The 22,900-nt window shown below is 45.9% G+C and carries 17 protein-coding genes; 16 read left to right on the top strand and 1 reads right to left on the bottom strand.

All coding sequences use genetic code 11. The features are described 5' to 3' along the window. Window positions 1-37 precede the first annotated feature (37 nt). The 12 genes from ACR6HW_RS06000 (at window position 38) to ACR6HW_RS05945 (ending at window position 15,376) form a co-directional block, all read left to right on the top strand. A complete protein-coding gene (locus ACR6HW_RS06000; protein ID WP_455730240.1) occupies window positions 38-421 on the top strand; it encodes a type II secretion system protein in 384 nt (127 codons plus the stop codon). Between the two features lie 337 nt (window positions 422-758). Continuing rightward, window positions 759-1,193, top strand: coding sequence for a hypothetical protein (locus ACR6HW_RS05995; protein ID WP_455730239.1), 435 nt, complete (start codon window positions 759-761; stop codon window positions 1,191-1,193). Further along, window positions 1,181-2,788: a prepilin-type N-terminal cleavage/methylation domain-containing protein gene (locus tag ACR6HW_RS05990; RefSeq protein ID WP_455730238.1), complete on the top strand. Its 1,608-nt coding sequence runs from the start codon at window positions 1,181-1,183 to the stop codon at window positions 2,786-2,788. Before ACR6HW_RS05995 ends, ACR6HW_RS05990 begins: the two co-directional genes overlap by 13 nt. Before the next feature lie 14 nt (window positions 2,789-2,802). Further along, the gene (locus tag ACR6HW_RS05985) at window positions 2,803-5,226 is read left to right on the top strand and encodes a prepilin-type N-terminal cleavage/methylation domain-containing protein (protein WP_455730237.1); all 2,424 of its coding nucleotides are present in this window, start codon (window positions 2,803-2,805) and stop codon (window positions 5,224-5,226) included. A 10-nt stretch (window positions 5,227-5,236) separates the two neighbouring features. Then, window positions 5,237-6,289: a type IV pilus twitching motility protein PilT gene (locus ACR6HW_RS05980; protein ID WP_455730236.1), complete on the top strand. Its 1,053-nt coding sequence runs from the start codon at window positions 5,237-5,239 to the stop codon at window positions 6,287-6,289. A gap of 11 nt (window positions 6,290-6,300) precedes the next feature. Next, a complete protein-coding gene (gene pilM / locus ACR6HW_RS05975) occupies window positions 6,301-7,359 on the top strand; it encodes a pilus assembly protein PilM (protein ID WP_455730235.1) in 1,059 nt (352 codons plus the stop codon). An 11-nt stretch (window positions 7,360-7,370) separates the two neighbouring features. Beyond that, window positions 7,371-7,931, top strand: coding sequence for a PilN domain-containing protein (locus tag ACR6HW_RS05970; RefSeq protein ID WP_455730234.1), 561 nt, complete (start codon window positions 7,371-7,373; stop codon window positions 7,929-7,931). After that, window positions 7,921-9,105: a hypothetical protein gene (locus ACR6HW_RS05965; RefSeq protein WP_455730233.1), complete on the top strand. Its 1,185-nt coding sequence runs from the start codon at window positions 7,921-7,923 to the stop codon at window positions 9,103-9,105. Before ACR6HW_RS05970 ends, ACR6HW_RS05965 begins: the two co-directional genes overlap by 11 nt. A gap of 11 nt (window positions 9,106-9,116) precedes the next feature. After that, entirely contained in the window at window positions 9,117-10,619 is a 1,503-nt protein-coding gene (locus tag ACR6HW_RS05960) for a hypothetical protein (protein WP_455730232.1), read from the top strand. A 72-nt stretch (window positions 10,620-10,691) separates the two neighbouring features. Continuing rightward, entirely contained in the window at window positions 10,692-11,294 is a 603-nt protein-coding gene (locus tag ACR6HW_RS05955; RefSeq protein ID WP_455730231.1) for a prepilin peptidase, read from the top strand. Between the two features lie 258 nt (window positions 11,295-11,552). Next, window positions 11,553-12,617 carry an HD-GYP domain-containing protein gene (locus tag ACR6HW_RS05950; protein ID WP_455730230.1) on the top strand — a complete coding sequence of 355 codons (1,065 nt, stop codon included), beginning with the start codon at window positions 11,553-11,555 and terminating at the stop codon, window positions 12,615-12,617. Window positions 12,618-12,643: 26 nt separating this feature from the next. After that, entirely contained in the window at window positions 12,644-15,376 is a 2,733-nt protein-coding gene (locus tag ACR6HW_RS05945) for a PAS domain S-box protein (RefSeq protein ID WP_455730229.1), read from the top strand. Between the two features lie 172 nt (window positions 15,377-15,548). On the opposite strand, the gene ACR6HW_RS05940 is transcribed toward ACR6HW_RS05945, so the two are convergent. Then, window positions 15,549-16,784 (bottom strand): MFS transporter, encoded by a 1,236-nt coding sequence (locus ACR6HW_RS05940; RefSeq protein WP_455730228.1) that lies wholly within the window; start codon window positions 16,782-16,784, stop codon window positions 15,549-15,551. A gap of 175 nt (window positions 16,785-16,959) precedes the next feature. On the opposite strand from ACR6HW_RS05940, the gene ACR6HW_RS05935 reads away from it, so the two are divergent. The 4 genes from ACR6HW_RS05935 to ACR6HW_RS05920 all read left to right on the top strand — a co-directional run bounded on the left by ACR6HW_RS05935 (window position 16,960) and on the right by ACR6HW_RS05920 (window position 22,897). After that, entirely contained in the window at window positions 16,960-17,316 is a 357-nt protein-coding gene (locus tag ACR6HW_RS05935) for a single-stranded DNA-binding protein (protein ID WP_455730227.1), read from the top strand. 93 nt (window positions 17,317-17,409) lie between these two features. After that, window positions 17,410-18,471: an HD-GYP domain-containing protein gene (locus ACR6HW_RS05930; protein ID WP_455730226.1), complete on the top strand. Its 1,062-nt coding sequence runs from the start codon at window positions 17,410-17,412 to the stop codon at window positions 18,469-18,471. A 245-nt stretch (window positions 18,472-18,716) separates the two neighbouring features. Next, on the top strand, window positions 18,717-20,687 hold the full coding sequence (locus ACR6HW_RS05925; RefSeq protein WP_455730225.1) for a DNA gyrase/topoisomerase IV subunit B: 1,971 nt from the start codon (window positions 18,717-18,719) through the stop codon (window positions 20,685-20,687). An 11-nt stretch (window positions 20,688-20,698) separates the two neighbouring features. Next, window positions 20,699-22,897, top strand: a complete 2,199-nt coding sequence (locus ACR6HW_RS05920; protein ID WP_455730224.1) for a DNA gyrase subunit A — start codon at window positions 20,699-20,701, stop codon at window positions 22,895-22,897. The last annotated feature ends 3 nt before the right edge of the window (window positions 22,898-22,900 follow it).

Raw genomic sequence — 22,900 nt, 5'->3', positions numbered from 1 at the left:
GCATTAAAATAAACTATTAAAATTTTAGGAGGAATCTATGGTTCAGACACTAAAGAAAAAGAGAAAGGGCGGGTTCACCCTCATTGAACTGATTGTCGTTATTGCTATTTTGGGGATTTTGGCTGCGATAGCGGTGCCGAGATTGGGGGGATTTACCACTGATGCAAAAGAAAAAGCCGATTTAGCTTCATTAAGAACGGTAGAATCTGCAATCTCTATTGCTATGGCTGCAGGCGATTTGGCTTTAAATGACGCTGGTGATAAATTGGTAGATTCATCTGGAAAAGATTTGGATGAGGCAGCAATAATAGCAGTTATAGTTCCTAAGTATTTAGATGCCGTACCAATATCTCAAGAGGATAGCAGCAAGAAGTTGGGATTTACTGTAGCCGATGGGAAAGTGACAGCTGTATTTAATTGACTTATATTTCTTTAAATTCCAAACTTTTCATATTGACAGATATCAAAAAAGTGCTAAAACTGTTCCTTATATCGAGTATGATGAGGGCAGTGTAGTAATTCATATTGAAGCTGTTGGAACGACAGTTTATCTTCAACCTCAATGAGATTACAGAGTAACTTTTAACTAAAATGAGTATCCGTTTTGTTATGTGTCTAATAACGCATGACAAACAAATTAAAAATACAGTCGGTGTTTTAAGCACTCACTGCCAATCTGCCCAGCAGATTGGCATGCTGTATCGAGGGCCTTTGAAAAAAGGCTTTCGCTAGAGCAGAAAAGTGTGTATAAGAGGTGGATGATGAAGAAGAAACGCCGTAGCGCGTATGCGTTGCCCATGGTTTTGGTCGTGGTGGTCGTGCTGTCGATTCTGTTCGTCGCTTTGGCGACGATGATGCAAACCAACACCAAGCAAGTGGCACAGCAAGAAGACAACTTAAGAGCGTATTACTTGGCGCGGTCGGGAATCGATATCAGCTATGCGGCGCTTATGAGTGAAGAGAGCGGCACGGCGAAGATACACGCATTCATCGCCGACGGAACGACTGTTCTCACAGACACCTTGACGTTAACCGAAGACGGCCAGACGCTGGGGACGGTGGCTGTTACAGTATCTGTCGTGGGAGACGACGTACGATTTAAAGCCGAAGCCACGGCAAACGACGGTGGTTCGAGCACGTTAAATCTCTATGTAGAAAAGGACGACTTCTCAAAAACAAGATGGGAAAGATAGAGGGGCTTATGCGAAAGAGGGGCTTTACATTAATTGAATTAATCGTGACCATAGCCATTGCATCGGTGTTGATGCTCGTCGCGTACAATATTTTATTTACGGGCCTCAGAGGGTTTTCGGAGACGCGTACGTCTTTTGAAGAGCAAACCGACGTGCGCTATGCTGTCGAAGTGACCAACAACGCCGTAAAATTTGCCACGGCGGGCTTTGCCGTTACGGAAGACGACTACAAGCCGGTGCTCACCGGAGGCGGCGATGTCACGGGGTTGGTAGAACCTTGGAACTACATTGGGCTATCCCCCGGCAAAGACGCCATAGTGCACTACGTGTTCAAAAGCGACGGCACCGGTGGCGGCGCTTACGACCAACAAGTTTTGGCCACAGCAGAGTCCGGTTCTTCATATACTTTAACTTTTAAGAAAGAGACGCCGGCGCAAACCGATAAAATTTTAAAATACACGCTGACGTATACCCGTGGTGCGCGTACTGAAGCCATTACCACAGAACTGGAAGCGATTAACGCGCTTCACATCATCGATTGGGGCGATGCGGCAAAGCCGGCTGTGGCCATTGCCTACAGAACTGACGAGACCCCTGAAATCAATAAAAGACCGGTGGCCTCGTTGGCGATGGTTCTCGACACGTCGGGGAGCATGGCGTGGGGCATGAATGGTCAGGGGACCTCTACCACAGGGGTGACTGGAAGCAATCCGGTGCGACTTTCTCTACTAAAAAACACGTTGACAGATAGCAGCGACGGTCTTTTCACAGTCTTAGAGGACGCCGAGGCCTATGTGGGACTCGTGCCCTTCTCTCAAAATGCCAACATTCCCCATGGCAATTACGCCTACTACGGCGGCTATGACCCCTCTAAATTTTACAATACCCGCAACGATAAAGCGACGCTGTCGGCATTGGTCAATCTGCTGAACACCGGCGGCGCCACCAATACCGGCGACGGCTTGAGACGGGCTTATTACCAACTCAAAAAATTTAACAGTGAAAAGACCAGCTATGGGCTAAAAAGTGACCAGTCGGTAAAAAACTACATGGTGGTTCTCGTCGACGGCGTAACGACAGCAGGCAGTGCGCGTTTGGCCGTCTATCGCGACTGGTGGGTGTACTACGGCTCGTTTAAGCGCTTTATTACAGAAGACGGGAACATTAACAACACACTGTTTTCTTCTCGTTCAGGAAGCTATTACAGAGTGACAATGAATCCGTTTAACGGCAACATAGGCGCCTATCCCGCGGGACACGGCTCTCAACTAGATGAAACTTACGGCGAGCCCTACGTCAGGGCTGTTGGGACAATGATTGCTTCGGGGACGCCGAAAATCGATCAGTGTTTTGTCATCGGGTATTCCAATTACAAAGACGCCTATGGCGATTATCCCGAACTGGAAAGTGTCGTCAACATCGCCAAAGCACTGGGGATTGACGTCGACGCTTCCGAAGCCGACGAGAAGTTTGTTAACAATGACTTTGTTTTCATCGCCTCAGATAGAGAGAGTTTAAAAGAGGCGTTTGACAATATTGGCGGTTACATCAACGAAGCCCTTTGGCAAATTGAGGGGCCTAGACTCAATCCATAATCGGGAGGTCGACTATGAACAAACGAAAAAAAGGGGTAACCCTCATCGAAGTCATTGTGGCGCTCGCGCTTATGAGTTTTGTTCTCGTCGCCTACATTACGGTGTTCGCCGGTGGCTTTCGCATTGTCTCTGAAGGCAAGGCCATTACTCAAGAGACTTTTGATTATCAAGCGGTAATGGAGAAGGCACTCTTTGAGCATAAGATCGATTATGACGGCTATGGTGCATCAGAAGAAACCCTTGGGGTGTTTGACGGTGCATACGCTTCCAGTGTCAAAGTCAAGCGGGTTAAAACAGTTATTCAGGGGAGCCGCGCTTATACGGGCTTCGTCTCCAGTGTCTTAATTAAGGAACCGGCGGCCCCATCGGTATCGCCGTTTACAGTAGATGTGTACCGTCAGGGCACCGATACGCGCGCTTTTCCGTGGTACGACGACGCCATTGAGCTTCGTGCGTACTACGGTCTCGGTGCGACACCGACAATTTTTCAAAATCGCACGCGGTGGTACGCTTCTCTGAGCGCCGACGAGAACCCTTATTTCCCCAGTGGCTTTGAGGCCATTTCTGAAAGCATCTCAGAAGAGCCGGCCCCCGGGCTGAAAACCGATCGATTGCTCAAGACGGCGACGGCGTCGGAACCGGATAAAAAGATAGAAGCCGGCCGGTATTACCACTTTGAAGCGCGCCCATACACTTTGGCGGGAAAGCTGTCACAGCACTACAACGAACCGCGCTTGCTGGTCTTGAACAGGGCCGGTACGACCACTTGGCAAAATTTCTTTGAGGACCTCTACTTTGAGCGCGCGCACTACTTTAGAAGCGGTGTCTATGCCGAGCTGTTTAACGACCGGACGACACCTACGCTGAACTTGGACTGGCTCCAAAACAAAGACCCGGAGGGGGCCTTAGTGGGCGTTGCAGTGCCAAGTGCTTATAGCGGCAAAAGCTTTAAGACCAGTGTCGCCCTGACGTATGCCCCACTCGTTCCCGAGGTTACTGTGGGCAGCGGCATCGGACTGGTAGATGCCGACAACAACGGCGTCATGGTATCCCTTGTGCCCAGTGCCAATCAGTTGGCCGTTACAACTGTCGAAAACGGCGCCTACAAAGCGACGCTTTATACGGCGAACATGCTTACGACCGATGCTTTTGACGCCTTAAAAGTCTCTGTAGACGGCAGCGCCATCATCGATTGGTCCGGAACATCGACACTTGAGCTGGCATACGACAAAGCTGCGTCTAAACTATCCGTTGTCCTAGCTCAAACCGACGCGACGGGCTCCCGCACCTCGGAGACTGTTGAAATCGAGCTGCAGGCGGCCTTAACACCGACCTATGTCGGACTCAAAGGCTACAGCGGTCTCGATTATATAAAAGACCAAAGCTACGAAATCTACGGTAGATACGACCGCAATTTTGCCGTCAACTACAAAAACATTGCATTTGATGCATATAGTGGTGGTAAAGATGACGTGTTTAAATACATCGTCTACGCCCCGAATGCCCTATCCGTACAACACGGTTTTTCCATCGATGGCGGCATCTATGCAGTGGGCGACCTCGCGTTCGACCCAGCAAAGGCATCGGTAAAAGGCGATGTGGTTTCAAAGACTGGGAATATCGTCATAAAAGGTGCCGGTGCCAATCCGGTTATCGAAGGGAGCATCTATGCACCAGAAGGCACCGTGGACTTAACAAATGGCGGCGGCATCATCGATGGCTCTATTCACGCAAAGGGCAATATTGATATCGGCAGCAACTGGGAGGTTCGAAAAGACGCGTATACCCTTGGACGCTTTACAGGGAATGCCGGTTCTTCGAAAATTATCGGTGAAATTCACAGCTTACAAAAAGCGGTCCTTCACAGACGCTTTACGTATGGTGCACTTTACGAAGCCAATGACCCGAGACGACGCGATCCCGACTTTTCGGAGATAGCGTATACGCCGCCGGTACTCAACACCATTGAATCCGACACGCGTATTAGAATCAATGGGCCGCTTGAACTCTCGGCTAATCAAACGCATGTCCTGGAGTCTATTGACTCAGCCGTTTACAACGCCAAAATTCGACTCGACTTAACCGGTACGGCACCACTCAGGGTCTATTTAGAAAAGGGAATCGACCTGAGAAACCGTCGGATCACATTTGAGATAAAAACCGATTCGAGTGCAGGCTATCAACCGCTATCGGCTTTTTCCACAGAAGCGCTTAAAACACTGTCTCAACGGGTTTACTGGGAGATGGGCGAACACTTCTGGCTCGGCGATGCCGGCTCTGAGTGGGTGGGGGCGGTGGTCAGCAAGGAAATCGACTTGAACTATGGGGGCATGACCTTGTACGGGGCTTATGTGGCACTAGAGCGCTTTGGTGAAAACGGAACACTCAACACCGCAATTATTTACGCACCTTATACAGGTGACACAAAACTACAGTAAGAGGCTGTCTATGAATTTTGATAAAGTCATTATAGAAGCGGCAGAACTAGGGGCTTCTGATGTACACATCGCCGTGGGCGATCCCCCGGTGATGCGTGTGAGCGGCGAACTCGTTCAGATGCCTTATCCGCCGCTGACACATGAGGCGATTAGGGGTGTCGTTTCAGCCATTTTAACAGAAACGCAGCAAAAAACCTTCAAACAAACCGGGCATATTGACAGCGCTTACTTGCCGGAAGGGCAGTACGCTTTTCGAATCAATATATTTTACGCCAGTGGTCGCATTGGCATGGCACTGCGCATTATTTCCAACGACATTCCCACACCGGAAGCACTTTTATTACCTGAAGCCGTCCGAAAAGTTGCCGCGTTGAAATCTGGGTTGGTCCTTGTCACCGGTCCGACGGGGTGCGGCAAGTCTACCACGATAGCGTCGCTCCTCAGTGTTATCAATGAGACCAAGCGCTGTCATATCTTGACCATTGAGGACCCTATTGAATACACGCATCGCAACAAAATGAGCCTTGTGACACAGAGGGAAATCGGACGGGATTGCGACAACTTTTCAGAGGCGTTACGCGCTGGTCTCCGACAAGACCCGGACGTTATCATGGTTGGCGAACTTAGAGACCTAGAGACCATCTCCACTGCGGTAACGGCTGCTGAAACAGGGCACCTTGTGCTGGCGACGCTCCATACGCGTACAGCACATCAAACAATAGAGCGCATTATCGATGTGTTTCCGGCACATCATCAACAACAGATTCGAGTTCAGCTGGCCAGTTCGCTTATGGCGGTCTTTAGTCAGCGCCTATTGCCGAAGCGGCAAGCGCCGGGACGAATTGTCGCAGTGGAGAGTTTAATTGTCACACCTGCGGTGCGCAATTTAATTCGAGAGAGCAAAGTTCATCAACTTCAAACGTTTATTCAGACGGGACAGAAGATGGGGATGCAAACGATGGATGCCTACTTAATGGAACTTTATCGTGCGCATCACATATCGAAAGTGACGGCACTAGAAAACGCCGTGGACCAAGAAAACATACACAAGTTGTTGGGATAGGGAGGACGTATTTGAAATCATCGAAAAAGACGAAGACGCGACCGATGGTCGCACTGGACATCGGCAGTTACAGCATCAAATTTGTCGTAGGCCAGCAGATTGGCGGACGCATAAAAGTGACCGCGGCTTTTGAAGAAGTGCTGCCTGACGGCGTCTATGAAAACGGCCGGATATTGGATCGAGAAGTTTTGCAAGCTGCTGTAATGGCGGGTCTAAAGAAAAATCACATCCGCACAAAGGACGTATCGCTCACATTGGAGAGCTCAGAGATTATTAAGCGTGAAATGATTGTTCCAAAGGTAGACGATGCCGATTTAACAGATCTCGTGGCTTTTGAAGTGGCACAGTATTTGCCAATAGATACTGATGCCTACGTGATTCAGCACAAACGGATTGAAACGGTAGTGGATGGGGGGGACGAAAAACTTAAAGTGTTGCTCGGCGCCGTTCCGAAGGAAATCGTCGAGGCACACTTTGAACTGGTGAAGGGGTGTGGTTTAACGCCACAATACATGGATATCCACAGCAACAGCCTCGGTAAGATAATGGATTTGACTCTTGTTGAGCGTTTACAAGAATCGATTGGCACAACTGCACTCATTGATTTTGGACACAAAATGATCGATGTGGGCGTGTATGAAAACGGTCGATACAGATTTAACCGGATTTTAAGGCTCGGTGGGTACGAAATCGACCGCGCTGTGGAGCGCCATCGCGGTGGCAATATTGGCGAAATAAAGCGCGCATTAAAGCCGTTTGAAGAGACAGAGGGCGACGAAATCGATCGCTTTATTGCAGACGATGTCAAGGCGTATTTAGAAGACTGTCTTTTGGAAATCGATAAAGTTTTCAAATACCACGTCAGCCGCAGTGCCGACAACAAAATTGATCGCGTCATACTTGTGGGAGGCAGTTCGAACATACAGGGTTTTTTGGCTTATGCGAAGGCACATTTTTTAATTGAGACCCTCACAGTGGATCAAGTATCGATTCTGGAGCTTTCTAATAAGGCGACCTTTAGCGCACTCAATCAATACCTCAATGCCGTCGGGGCATTAATTCGAAAGTAAAGGGGCGGCATATGAACGATTTTAACTTTTTTGAACCGTACATAAAAGTGCCTGTAAAGCGCAATTACTCGCAATGGTTTATTGCGGTGGCTGCAATTGTGTTGGTCATGGCACTGGGCGGTATACAGGTGCTGTATATGAACAAAATACGACAGAAAGAAGCGGTGTTAGAGGGGCTTAAAGCTTACAATCAATCGCCGGAAGTTGTGAGGTCCCTGGACCTTATCGACCAGATGCAGGCGCGCGTACAAGCACTTGAAACGCTTTATACGGAGGTCAATGTCACCACTGCGCAGATTGAAAGCGAAAACCGTGTAACAGACCTTCTCATGGAAGAAGTAAACGCTCAGGTGCCTGAAGGGGTGTTTCTAGATCGGTTTGACTTTACAGGTGGTGGGGTGGTCATTGAAGGATACGCCGTGAGCTATGAGGGCGTTGCACAACTGGCGTACAACCTGAGAACTACCGGTCGCTATGGAGATGTGAGACTGCCTAAAGTTGCAGACCAGAACGGCCAACTGCAATACGTCATCGACTTGTTGTGGCAAGAGGAGGTCGTCAATGCAGATTAGCAAGAGAGATCGGAACCTATTGATTTTATTGGCATTTGTTCTCGTGGGCGCACTGTTCTATTTTCTGGCTTTTGTGCCGACAGAGGAAAAGCTTAAGTCTCTGGTTGGTGATGTTGAAACAGAAACCGCCATTCAAAATGAAATAAAGGATAAGTTATTACTCGAAAAGCCTTTGAGTGACAGAATTCTCTTCTTAGAATCGGAAATTTCGGCGCTCTCTGAAGGGTATTACAGGCAGCTCGACCAAGAAGAAGCTTTAATGCTCGTGCGTTCCATTGCAACGCCGCTGGAAGTTGATTTTGAACAACTTGGTTTCTCTACCAAGGCAACTGAAGCCTATCAAATGGACACCCATTTGACAGAAGTCACCTACAAGGGGGACTACCACGAGCTCATGGGATTTTTACGAGGGGTAAGGCAACACAGCAAGAATCTTTACGTCAGAGAACTCAGTCTTTCGAGAACGGCGTCTAATGATGTGGAAGGGCGCTTTCTCATGGAATTTGATATTTTATCGGGGATGCGTGCCTTTAACCCTGAGACGCTTCATTGGGTAGATGCGCAGGAGAACACGCGGGACATTACACAGAGTCCTTTTGTGCCTTATGCGGATTTTAAGCCCTATGAAGAAGAGACTGCAGTGGTGCTCCCCGTGTACCCTGAAATCGACGAGACTGTGGACTACGAGTCGTATCGTCCGAAAACCCAAATTTACGGGTTTGAAGACGGCGGGGCGTTCTTCGTAAGCAATGTTCCTGAAGTTGAGGGGACTTTAACGAGGAGCAAGACAAAAGTCGCCGGTGGTTACTCGGCGGCACTGAACTTTGATTTTAAAGTACCGCGGACGTACAGCGAAGCCAATATCGTCTTTGAACACAACGCCGTAACATTGAACAAGCAACCAGAGTACATTGGACTTTGGACATACGCCTACGAGGCATCCAATCACAATATCGGTGTTGCTTTACTTGATTCTGCCGGAAAAGAGTATAAAATAGAATTGACAAAAGGTGTGGATTTTACACAGTGGAAAGAGCTGGAGGTGCTTTTGCCGCTTGAAATCACTTACCCTTGTAAAATTACGCGTATTTATGTTGAAGGCGTCGGCTATGAGCAAAAATTAAACGGTAAGTACTTGTTCGATCAGCTTCAAGTGTCTTACCCGGTTGATTAAACGGAGGCAGTATGAAAAAAAGATTTTTAATAAGTCTATTGATTGCACTAAGTGCCTTATTCCATACAGTTGCCTACGCTGAAGTACTGTCGCCTTCTCGGGCGGCCATGGAGCAAGGCGAGGCGTATGGAGAACAATTTGGAACAGAAGACGGTCTGAGAGACGGCAGAGCGGACTACAAAGAAGGGTTGCCTTCCGGTAACAAACGGCATTTAAAAGGAGATAAAGAGCTGGTCGTCCTCTACGAACTCAGTAAGGAGAGCCTCCAGTTTAAACTGTCGTTTTTAAGACAGTACAAGTTGGCTTATGTGGTGGCCTACGATACAGGGTACCGAGAAGCGCATTTTGAGCCGAAAGAAGACGACGCCAAGGGCGGTGTGTTAGATGGTGAAGCAGCAGGGCGTATTGTCGGTGAAGCCTATGCCATTTCAGATTTTATACAAGGGCGAAAAAATGATTGGACATCTGCGTATGCACGGTATAAAAAAGAAGGCTCTGTGGAAGCGCGTTTTTTTCTGAATCGAGACAGCGATGCTTATCGTATTTATTTTATAGGGGGCTTTGAAGAAGCCTTCAGAGCTGTTTATACGGCGTCATACCGAAGCGCCAACCTCAAACATGAGACGATGAACATCAATTCAAAGACTGTGGACATGGCGGCGCAAAAAGTCGAGTACGCAGATTTTAAGACGCATGTTATCAGCGGCACTGTCACTGAGGAACTTTTTGTACCGTTAGCGCTTGAGTTCGAAGCGGCCAGCTTGTACGAGCCGACGGTGTTTAGCGTTCATAAATTACAGGAAAGCTTTAACATGGGGAACTACACGCGAATTGAACCCGTTTCCAGCGCTTACATTATCGGCGTGGGCAATTCTAAAGGTGCTGTAGAGCTGCTAAAGCCCGTGACGTTGACCTTTAATTATTACGGGTCTGAATACGCCGGCATCTATTTGTGGAAAGACAATCAGTGGGTTTACCAGTATTCAAAACTCGAAGACGGCAAGATTTCAACAGAGATTCCGATGGGGTACTACAACGGTGGCACATACGCTATTTTCATCGATGAATCGGCGAAAAGTATTGCGTACAACCGTTTCCACTGGGGCCAAGAGGCACTTTACACCTTGGCGCGAAGAGGGTATTTGACCACATCGCAAACATTGCAACCCTCTAAATCTATGACGCGCATAGAATTTGCCAAGCTTTTGTACCAGATGATTGAGCGACCGCGCTTTATAAAAGATGAGGCGGAGCTGGAACAAAAAGCGATGGCTTATGTGCTCGACCGCAGACTTATGTCGAAAAAAGCAAACAATCAATTTGCCCGATACGATGTCCTGACATACGGCATGTTCGAGCAGGCGCTGTCGGCAATACTGACGAGAAGCTTCAAATGGTCGGAGGCTTCCGAAAAGATGTTGCGTGAAGAATACGTGAGAACAGATTATAGACAACAGACGACAGCTATGCCAAGTGATGAGGTGTATTACGCACTGGTTCAATGGTTGAGATAACAGCGTTAAAAGCGAGCGGCATCGCCAAAGCTCGCTTTTAACGTATGCAGAAGAGTCATCGAGGGGGCGTGTATGTGGATAATCGGTTTGCTGTTGAGCGCAGCCGTGGCGTTTATCGTTAAAAAAGGATCTATGGGGGTGAAAACACACAGTTGGTGTATCGTCGGCGTGACCTTTGCGCTCTTTCTATTGGTGCCGTCAGACGGTGTGTTGCACACAGGTGTTCACTACCTTTTGCTTTCGAATCTCCTCATTATCGCTTTTATCGACGGGTACACTCAGACGATTTTAGATGCGAGCCTGCTGACGTTGGCAGCGTTCAGTGTTTTGGCAACGTGGCCCGTCGACGTGACAAATGTTCTAGGCTTCTTATGGGGGATCGGGTTTTACGGCAGTATTTATTGGGGGGCAAGATGGGTTTACAAGCGCGAAGCATTTGGCTCAGGAGATGTTTACTTAATGGCGATAATGGGGTTTTACCTAGGATGGCCGTTGAGTTTACTTGCAAGCTTGCTTTCATTTTATATAGCCCTTATAATAGTAGTGTTGTTTACTTTTATAAAAGGAAGAAAATGGGGCAGTGTTGAAATTGCCTTCGGCCCCTACATCGTGGCCGCTGTTGTATTGGCTGAACATTTTGGGCAGAGAGTAATGGAGTGGTACCTTTTCCGTTAGAGAAAAGTTAATCGATATGTGATAAAATAAAGAGGTATTCACTTTCGGCGTATGGCCGGCTTATCTAAGGCACTGGTGTCTGTATCCTTCTGACAGTTATTGTGAACGAAACAGCACCCAGATCCATCTGCAGAGTTTCGATAAATCGTTTTAGTTCCCCCCTCTCTTACTGACAAGTTGGGAATAAAAACGGTACGATGTCATTGAACCCAAGCGGAAGGAACCGTTTTCGATAAGATTAGGTAGGAGGGAAAGCTTTTGAGGCTTAAAAGCATTGAACGATTAGAAATTGGCGAAAAACTTGCAAAACCGATTTATGACAACAAGTGTAACCTGTTGTTGGCAAAGGACTGCGTCTTGACGCAGAACTATCTCAAACGCTTAAAGGAAGCCAACATACAGTGTGCTTATATCGACGACGCCTTGACTCAAGACTTGATTATGGAAGAAGTCATACCGGATGAACTTAAAATCCGATCGGTCAGCACCGTCAAAAATGCCTTTGAATCCCTTGCTAAAAATCAAGGCAATGTCTATACTTTGGGCAATTGCGAGGCCATAAAACAAACTGTAGACACGATGCTCCAGTTGATCTATGAGAACCACAGCACGCTTTACTGTATGACGGAACTCATGGGGACGGACATGTACACTTATTACCACTCCGCCGAAGTGGCGATTTTATCCATGATGGTGGCGCGAAGCATGGGGTTGAACAACACCTTTGTAGAAAAAATCGGCATTGGTGCCATGCTGCACGACGTGGGAAAAATGAAAGTTGATGCCACACTTTTAAACAAACGAGAGCCCCTAACAGAAGCGGAGTGGCTTTTAATGAAAGAACATCCGAAAGTCGGCTATGAGATGTTAAAGGACGCGACCAACATTTCACCGATTTCGAGACAAATTGTTCTGTTGCACCATGAAAAATTAGATGGTAGCGGTTACCCTCACGGGTTTGAAAACGCTGAGATTCCCATTGCAGTACGCGTGGTAACCATGTGCGATATCTTTAATGCAGTGACCACCAATCGATCTTACAAGCAGCGAATGAACGCCGATATGGCACTTGAACTGTTGAGAGCTGAAACCGTGTACGAACTCGACCGAGAAGTCTTGCATCATTTATTAAAAGTTGTTAATATATACCCAGTGGGGACTTTTGTGGAACTTAGCGACGGTAGAGAAGCTGTCGTTATAGAAGAAAATAAGTTGATTCAAACGCGGCCCAAAGTTCAGGTTGTCGAGAATCGACAACGGCAGGACGTTATCGATCTAATGGAGCACTTGACATTGTTTGTGGCGAGGACATTGGACGACTGAAGACGTAATCAGGTATTGGAGGCGACATGGCGGGGACATTTTTTTACATTAAATTGATCTTGGCAGTTGTTTTACTCATGGGATTGGTGCGCGAATCACTACGTGAAAAAGGGATGTACAAAATCCCTTTTTTTGTATTTGTCGCCTTTATTGCGGCGCATGGTTTTAGAACGCTATTTGCTGGTGAGATCCCAAGCGACGCCCATTCACAGGCTTTAATCGTCATCTTTTTGATTTTCATGAGCTATGAAACGTTTAAGAGTAAAGAGCTTCAACTGGACTACAAGCAGATTCTATCGTCACCGGTGTTGAGCTTTACCAGTGAAGCCATAGCCATTATTAAGAACGAGAACATCGAAATCGTCGCTTCCAATAAAAATTATAAGCAAGTCTTTGAGCGGGCGAAGCATTTAATTGAACTCCCGACCTTAGTCAGCCGATTACATAGAGGGCAGAACAAGGTCGAAATAATGGACGCCAATAACCAGCGGCGCGTCTATCTTGCAAAAATTCGACCGTTAGGTGCAAAATTTTCCATTCTCCTCATGGAAGACGTGACGGAAAAAGAGGCACTCGAACATCTTATGAATGAAGAAGAGGCTTATTACCAGCACCTATGGGACAATGCGCCCAACATGATTATGATACGAACCCTCGACGGTGAAATCGTCTATATGAACCACAAGATGGAACGGTTTTTAGGACGTGCTTTGGAAACGGTCAAGGGGCAAAATTACAAGCGCATATACAACAAGCGCTCGGAACGTTACAAGCACGAAGCGGAACAGGCGAAACTTGTCGCTGGTGAAGAACGGTCGATGCAGACTCTTTTAAAATACACAGGCGAAGATGAAAAAATCAAGTTTTATGAGGTTTCAGAAACGTTGATTTTGTATCAAAACAAACGGCATATTATCTCCAATTGTATTGACCTGACTATAAAAACGCATACGGATCTCCTGCTGACCAGCTACGCCTACATTCAGGGTTTAAGTGGTGAGAACACTTATATGCCGCTTATTGTCGTCGACTTTATGAACAGTGAACTCTTGTTTTTAGAGCGTGTAAAGCAGTTTTTAGATGTCCCGCTAGAAGGGTATCAAATGTTTTATAAAGGCCTTTCAGAAGGCGACTGCGAAAAGCTAGACGCTCTTTTAACTGCTGACGGGCACTTTGAACCGTTTACCGTCGTCTATCGAGAAAGCCATTATTTTGTCGTCGAGCAGGTGATTTACAGTGAGAGCCACTACGCGACGGGGTTGGTTTTAAAATACATCAATCGCAAAATATCGGCCTTTACGGCGATGCAAATAGGCGCCCTTGTGCTCGAACACATCGTCGAGGGGATTGTGGTGATCAACTACGACGGTCAAATAGAGTACGTCAACGACAAAACTTTAAAGTTGCTCAAGTTTTCGCGTGCCGAAATGGAGAGCATGAACATTATGTCGGTTACGAAAGGTCTAACACTCGACATGGTTCGACGGAACTGGGCCATGTCGAAAGAGCATCGTACCCTCCAATTTGAACGGGTTTACCAAACGTCAGAAGGCGAGGAACTCCCGATGGAAGTGGTGTCGGTACTAAGCGGAGACAGCCAAGAAGAAAAACTGATTCTGCTCTTGAGACCGATGAAAGAAAAACAAATGACGGTTAAGTCGGCGGTGGCGCCGCAACTGCGTTACGCGCACATCTTTGATGCTGTGGAACACCAAATCGTCGAAATTAAGTTGCCGGACAAGACGGTGTACTTCTACGATGCCTTTGAAGAAGAAGGCGGATTAATCGGTCTGGAGCTGAAATTCCTACAGTGGTTAAACAACGTTCACGACTTCGACCGTTCAATTGTCTACGAGAACATCGACGCGTTGATGTTCTATAAAAAACGCCATTTGACCTTTGAATACCGCTATTTTTTATCGGGAGAGTGGCATTGGATTCGATCGACGGGCAAATACATTGAGTCGCCGCAGTCGGCATCAATTGTATTGGTTAACCAAAATATTACAGAAGTGAAAACGATGGAGAACCGCTTAGAGGAAAGCCGCCATTTGCTAATTGAGTCAGAGCGCATATCAGAAGTGGCGCATTGGAAGTACGAAGTCTCTAAAAACGAGTTTGTCATTTCCGATACATTTTTAGAGGTCGTTGGCGTCGCCTCAGGCGGCAATAGAATTCACTATGAACAATTGGTCGAAAGTATCCTGTGGACGGATAGAAGTTTTTTTGAAGATCAATTCTACAAGTTTATTTGGCAGGGGGAAACGTTGGATGTCATTGTGCGCATTCAACCAACCGGTGCTGTCAGCTATCTGGCGTTTGCCGGAAAGGTTTACACAGACGAAGACGGCGCGCCGCTTTACGCTATAGGTACCGTGAAGAACATCACGTTAGACGTGCAGCGCCATAAGAAACTGCAGCAGGAAAAAATGTTTTATGAAGAGATGATTGAAAGCCTGCCTTTTGCAGTGGCACTGGTTATAAGAGGCGGCTCTGTAAAAGTGCGCAACGAAAAATTTGACGCGTTGTTCAGCACCTCATCTGTGGATAAACTCGAGTTCCGAGAAATTAAGCAGAAGATCTTAACGCGTTATTACCTTGGGGAAGAAAATGAGAACGACACCATAGAGCTGGCGTGGACAGAACAGTATTACACGTTAAATGGTAAATCGGGAGAGCGGTTGGTTCTCATCAGTTCTCCGGTGTTGGATTCAGAAGGCCGATACTACGGCAATCTGGTGACGCTCTACAGTTCGTAGTGCGGCGTTCGCAGTTGCCCACTCTGTCTTAAAAATTTTCGATAATAGGCCTCATTGTCGTCGATAGATCAACTCGTACCGATACAGTACACGACCATAAAAAAACCGGTTTCCCGTAGGAGACCGGTTTTTTATCGTCAAAGAACTTGCGATAGTGCCATTGGATGTGGTGCTACAAAAGGCGAGCGGCTACTTTTTTTCTAAAGTAAAAAGAGGCACAGCCCAACAGCCTTAAACAGCCGACCACAATGAGGGCCACTTGTATTGAAGTATGCGTTTGAATAGTGACGCCGATTATTGGCGCAATGGTTGCCGACAGGGCAATGGCTGTGTTGTAGAGGGAGATAATTGTCGTTCGGTTCTCAGAAGGGGTCACCTCCAGAAGCATGTTGAACAAGAACAGGACGGTACCTGTTATAGAGACGCCAATTATGATATTGAACAAAACCAACATGGCGATTGAGCGGCTCATCACGTATAAAAACGGGGTGATGCTCATGCCGAAAGTTGCAATGACAATGGAGAGCGTATAGCCGTGTTTGTCGGAAAAGCGTCCCCAAAGTGTGGCCGTTAAAATAGAAGATAAACCGGAGGCTATAGAGATGGCCGAAAGCCATGCTTCATTTGCCCCTAGCGTCTTAATGGTGTAGATGTTAAAAAGAGGCCAGCCCATTTGCCATCCGAAGTGAAAGATCAGAGAACAGAGAAAAAACAGTTGGAATGCCCTGTCGGTTTTAATAAAGTGAAGTCCGTTTTTCAGTGTCACCCAAAAGTCGCTTGGTGTAGGCCGTACGCGTTGTGGTGACCTTTCGAGTTTAGGGCTTTTAAGCTTTTTAAATGAAGCCACTTCCAGTAGACCAAAACCAAAGGCCAAAAGGAAAAAGACCTGATACAGGCGAATGGCCTCGGCATTTGTGCTCGGCAAAGTCGAGAGCAACTGACCGGAGATAAATGTCACAATTAATCGAAACAAGTCGGCGTAGCGGTTCCTTAAACTCATCGCCCGGTTGCGTTCAGAAGGTTCGAATAAATCGCCGATACACGACTGATAGCCCATTGTGTAAATAGATCCAGGAAAGTTCATTAAACCGACAAGGATGATAAACAGCCAAGGTTGAGAGACGATTGTTACAAACGGCACCGATGCAAGTGCCACGAAGAACAGCTTGTGAAACAGCATGAAGCGTCCGGAGTTCACTTGTTTTTTCCCCAAGGTCTCGAGTAAAAGTGCGCCGGGTATCAGTGCAAAGAGGCTGATGAAAGCCGGCCAGGAGTTGAGATAAGCCAATTGATAGTCCGTTGCACCGAGACGCTGTGCAAACTTCGCGTAGTACGGGTTAACCAGGTTAAGGGCAATGGCGGCATAGACGCCATTGAGTATATTGGTCTTGATGTTGCGTTCCGTCAAAAGAGAGCCCCCCTCTCAAAAATAATTGTTTCGAAAAACGAAACACTAAAAGTAGTATAAACGAAAGTCCTCCAAATGAGAATAGTGAGAAATATTAAAAAAAATTAAAGGAAAATATTGACAATTGAAAATACAAATGGTAATATTAGACAATTCAAAAAATAAGGAGGCTTTTATGAACCAAGTAAGTTTAGTAGGCAGAATCACACAAGAACTGGAACTGAAGAACTTTGAAGACGGCAACTGTGTCACGCGCTTTAATTTGGCTATCGACAGGTATTTAAAGTCGACCCTGAAGGCGGAAAAAAAGAGTGAAGGTCGTCAAACAGCAGATTTTCCAAGGATTGTCCTGTGGGGCAAGCAGGCTGAAAACTGTTGTAAATACCTAAAGAAGGGCGCTTTAATCAGCATCAACGGCAGAGTCAATACGACCTCATATGAAAAGGCAGATGGTGAAACGGCCTATGTAACAGAAATTGTTGGTGAAAAAGTCCATTTTTTAGAATCTCAGAACATCGAACATAAAAAATAAACTGGATTTTACCCGCCTTTAAGATTATAATAATAGTAATATAGAGGGTTGAGAAGTCAGACAATACAATGAACAGGCGGGTGAATGTGTGTTATGGCAAAGGTGAAAATGGACGAAGTTCAGCAGGGGATGATTTTGGCAGAAGATGTTTACGATTTAGACGGACTTCTTTTAGTGGCAGGTGGCACCAAACTTTTGGAGATTCATATTGAGTTTCTCCTCAAAAAACAAGTGGCAGACGTCACAGTGAAGGACGTGCAGGAAATCGGCTACATGGCAGATTCTTTTGAACGCCCTTACGTTAAGAGCGTCCATGCGATTGAGGTACAATACAACGACACCATTCAGTCGTTTAAGAAAATCTACAACGCTTTTAAGCTCGGACGCGTTCCAGTGGCGCAGGAGATTGAAGACATTATAGAGCCCCTTTACGATGCCATTGTCAACGATGACACATTCGCACACAAGATGTGGCAAATTGAGCGGACAGATGCGTATACTTTTGATCACAGTGTTCGGGTTTCCATGATCTCAGGACTTTTGGCAAAATGGTGTAAAATGGGACCGTTGAAGATCAAAGAAGCTTCACTAGCAGGATTTTTGCACGATGTGGGCAAGTGCAATATCCCGGATGAGATCTTAAGCAAACCCGGAAAACTCACTGATGATGAGTTTAAAGTTATGAAAACGCACGCGATTCTAGGGTACCTTTTGGTAAAGGAGATGCCGAATCTGTCTCCCGCTGTACAATTGGGTGTTTTACAACATCATGAACGCATGGACGGCTCCGGTTATCCTCACGGCTTAAAAGCCTGTGATATAAACGATATCGCCAAGATAGTAGCTGTAGCGGATGTCTACTGTGCCATGACGCAAGAACGGGTTTATAAAGGGGCGATGCACCCTTTTGAAGTAATGAGTTTTATGTTGGACAAGTGTTCGAGTTCATTGGACTTTTCAATCAGCAAAACATTTTTAACGAAGATTGCACATTTTTATATTGGGAATCAAGTTGTTCTTTCAGACGGCAGCACCGCCGAAGTGATTATGACTTATAAAGACGATCCCGCCAGGCCGCTTGTTCGCGTTGAAGACCAGTACATTGACTTGCGCAAGGAGTTGGGGGTGGACATCGTCACTGTACTCGAGTTGTAATCAGCGAGATAGGCGTTGTGTTTCACGCCCTGCTTTGATGGTTCTAACAAACAAACCCCTTATCAAAGAGATAGGGGGTTTTCATTGTCGAGTTTTAAGAAAGAAAGTCGACTGCATTTGATAAATGGTGAAACCGTGGTATAATAAAAAAAGAACATATGTTCTGCGCTGCATTAAAAACTTGCGTCAAGTGGACTGTGTTTGATATGATTAGAGCTGAACTTATAATGAACAAGAGGTGAACAATGAGTAAGAACACTTACAATAATGAGAGTATTGTCGCGTTAAAAGGTGCAGATCGGGTGCGAAAAAGGCCCTCTGTTATCTTTGGCTCAGACGGTCTGGAAGGATGTCAGCACGCTTTCTTTGAAATACTTTCCAATTCAATTGATGAAGCGCGAGACGGCTACGGCACTGAAATTACCGTTATTAGACACAGCGACTGCTCGATTTCTGTAATAGATGAGGCACGGGGGATTCCCGTGGACTACAACAACAAGGAAAACCGATACAACTGGGAACTCGTTTTTACAGAACTGTACGCAGGCGGTAAATACAACAACGCCTCCGATGTATACGAATACAGCCTCGGCCTCAACGGGCTAGGGCTTTGTGCAACCCAATACAGTTCGGAGTACATGGACGTATGCGTCCTAAGGGACGGTTACGAATACCGACTTCATTTTGAAAAGGGCGAAATGACCGAAGGCGGCTTTGTTAAAAGAGAAACTAAGAGCCGAAAAACCGGTTCGACGATAAAGTGGCGACCGGATTTAGATGTTTTCAAAGACATCGACATTCCACTTAACTATTTTCAAGATGTGATGAAGAAACAGTCGATTGTCAATCCTGGCGTACGATTTGTTTTAAAAGATGAGGCCGAGAATGTGGCTTTTGAATACTACTATGAGAACGGTATCAAAGATTACATTCAAGAACTTTCTGAGATGAGTCACTTCACCGATATCGTTTTTTTCGAGGACACAGGCTCTGGGAAGGATAGAGCTGATATGCCACCTTACAAGGTGAAATCAGCCATCGCTTTTGCGTTTAGCAACACAGAGAATGTGCTCGAGTACTTCCACAACTCCAGTTTTCTCGAACACGGCGGCTCACCTGACAAAGCGGTTCGCAACGCTTTTGTCTATGAAGTAGATAAATACATCAAAAAAGTCAATAAGTACACAAAAAATGAAAAGAAGATTACATTTGGAGATATACAAGACAGTCTGATTTTAGTGAGCAACAGTTTTTCAACGGTAACCAGTTATGAAAATCAGACTAAAAAGGCCATTACCAATAAGTTCGTTCAGGAGTTTATCACGGACGTTATCAAGCGAAACCTCGAGATTTTCTTTATTGAAAACAAAGATCAAGCGGATAAAATTGCCGACCAAGTGCTGGTCAATAAGCGCTCCCGTGAAAAAGCGGAAGTCACGCGGTTGAATTTGAAAAAGACTCTTGGAAATAAAATTGACGTAACCAATCGGGTTAAGAAATTTGTCGACTGTCGAAGCAAAGACATCAATAGACGAGAAGTGTATATCCTAGAGGGCGATTCGGCCCTCGGCGCATGTAAGCTGGCAAGGGATAGTGACTTTCAAGCCCTGATGCCCATACGCGGGAAGATTCTCAACTGTCTTAAGGCCGATTACGACAAGATTTTTAAGTCGGACATCATCATCGACTTGATTAAGGTGCTCGGTTGTGGCGTCGAAATTAAGTCGCGTCATAACAAAGCCTTAGACACCTTTAGTCTGGACAATTTAAAATGGGATAAAATCGTTATTTGTACCGATGCCGATGTCGACGGCTTTCAGATTCGAACGCTGATTCTCACGATGCTGTATCGCTTGACGCCGACTCTAATTGAAGAGGGGAAAGTCTTTATAGCCGAGTCCCCCTTATTTGAAATGACCACCAGTGACGGTGAGACGCACTTTGCATACAACGAGAAAGAAAAGAACGATTTTCTAAAGAAGACAAAGAAAAAGGTTTCGATACAACGCTCAAAGGGGCTGGGAGAAAACGATCCCGATATGATGTGGCGCACCACAATGTCCCCTGAGACACGTAAATTGATTTGTGTCACTACGGACAATGTTTTTGAGACGCAGAAGATGTTTGAAGTCTTGCTCGGAGATGATTTAGACGGTAGAAAAGACTTTATTAGCACAAACGGCGAGCGCTATTTGGAATTATTAGATTTAAGTTAGGTGGATAAGTCATGATGAGCAATCACATAGAAGAAAGAATAACAGAAACGCTTGAAAAGAACTATATGCCCTATGCCATGAGTGTTATTGTGTCGCGTGCCATTCCCGAAATCGACGGCTTTAAGCCTTCGCATCGTAAAATCCTCTACACCATGTATAAGATGAATTTGCTTAAAGGGACAAAGACAAAATCTGCCAATGTCGTGGGTCAGACCATGAAGCTCAACCCACATGGCGATCAAGCGATTTACGCGACATTGGTGCGGCTGACAAAGGGCAACGAGGCTTTAAGGGTGCCTTTTATCGACTCCAAGGGTAACTTTGGTAAAATCACATCGCGCGATATGAAATTTGCCGCGTCTAGGTACACTGAAGTCAAACTGGATGAAGTTTGCGAGTGCCTTTTTACCGACATCGATAAAAACACAGTGTCTTTTGTAGACAACTATGACGGCACTATGAAAGAACCTATGCTTTTGCCGACGACTTTCCCAAACATTTTGGCCAATCCGAACAAGGGGATTGCCGTAGGTATGGCCAGTAATTTTCCGAGTTTTAATTTAACAGAGCTTTGTCAGGCGACGATTGCGCATATTAAAGACCCGGGGACGGATTTGTTGGCGTACATGCCTGCACCTGATTTTTCAACCGGTGGGACAATTCTTTACAAGGAAAAAGAAATGCGTCAAATCTACAAAACGGGACAAGGTTCGTTTAAGATTAGAGGCAAAATACGTTACGTCAAGTCGGAGAACATTTTAGAAATTACGGAAATTCCCTATACGACAACGGTTGAGCAAATTATCGATAAGGTTGTCGAGTACATTAAATCCGGCAAGTTAAAAGAAATTAGCGATGTTCGAGATGAAACCGACTTAAAAGGGCTGAAAATTGCGGTTGATTTAAAGCGCAATACCGATGTGGACAAAGTCATCGCCAAACTTTACAAGTACACCACACTGGAGGATTCGTTCCCATGCAATATGAACTTACTCATAGACGGTAGACCTAAGTCCCTTGGTGTTCAAGAAATTTTAACCGAGTGGTTGCGTTTTCGAAAAGGCTGTATTGTCAGAGGGGCAGCCTATGACAAGCAGAAGTTTAGCGAGCGACTGCATCTTTTATACGGTCTAAAATCCGTTTTACTGGATATCGACAAAGCCATTGAAATTATAAAGGCCACAGAAAATGACAAGGCAGTTGTCGGCAACTTGGCAGAGGCGTTTCAAATAGACGACGTTCAAGCGCATTTCGTAGCGGAACTCAAGCTCCGAAACCTCAATAAAGCGTATTTTATTAAGCAGATTAGCGAGATCGGGAAACTCGAAAAAGAAATTGAAAGGCTCGATGCGTTGATGCAAAGTGAGCGTAAGCAACATCAAGTGATTGTAAAAGAGCTTGAAGCCGTTATTAAAAAATATGGGAGTGACAGAAAAACAGAAATTCTTTCACACGAAGCGGTTGAAGTCTATGTCCCCGAAGAGAATATAGAAGACTACAACTTAAAGGTGTTTCTGACGGCACACAATTATTTGAAGAAAGTTTCCCTGGTTTCTCTGAGATCCAGCGGGGACCATAAAATGAAAGAGGAAGATGAGATCATACAGGAGATAGAAGGCTCTAACAAAGACGAGCTGCTCTTGTTTACCAACGCCTGCAATGTTTACAAAATGAAAATGCATGAAATTGGCGATCACAAAGTGAGCAGCCTAGGCGTCTACCTCCCCAATCTCATTGAGCTCGAAGAAGGGGAAGAAGTTCTATACAGCGTACTGACATCGGATTTTGTGGGGCATATGGTCTTTGGCTTTGAAAATGGAAAAGTTGCTCGTGTACCGTTGACTTCCTATCAAACAAAAACCAATAGAAAAAAATTGAAAAATGCTTACTCAGGTGAATCGAAGCTCATAGGCAGTGTATTTGTACAAGAGAGCACTCAGGTGTTCGCCGTTCGAGAGGATACCAAAGGTGAAACGCGCGCCATTGTCTTTGAAACCGATGCCGTACCGGAAAAAGTGACAAAAAATACAAAGGGTGTCCAAGTCTTTCGCATGAAAAAAGGCAGTTTTATTACGCACTTTGTCGAGGCAGACCGCGTCGAAGCTGTTGAAGTAGAGAAATTCATCATTTCCGACATACCAAAATCTGGCGAAAAACTCGACGGTATTCAAAAAATGACTTTAAAAGTAGCGCCAAAAGGCATATACTAAAGA

It is taken from the genome of Fusibacter sp. JL298sf-3 (assembly GCF_053842995.1).
Note: the sequence above shows the minus strand (reverse complement) of the source record. Positions and strands in the feature narration are given on the sequence as shown.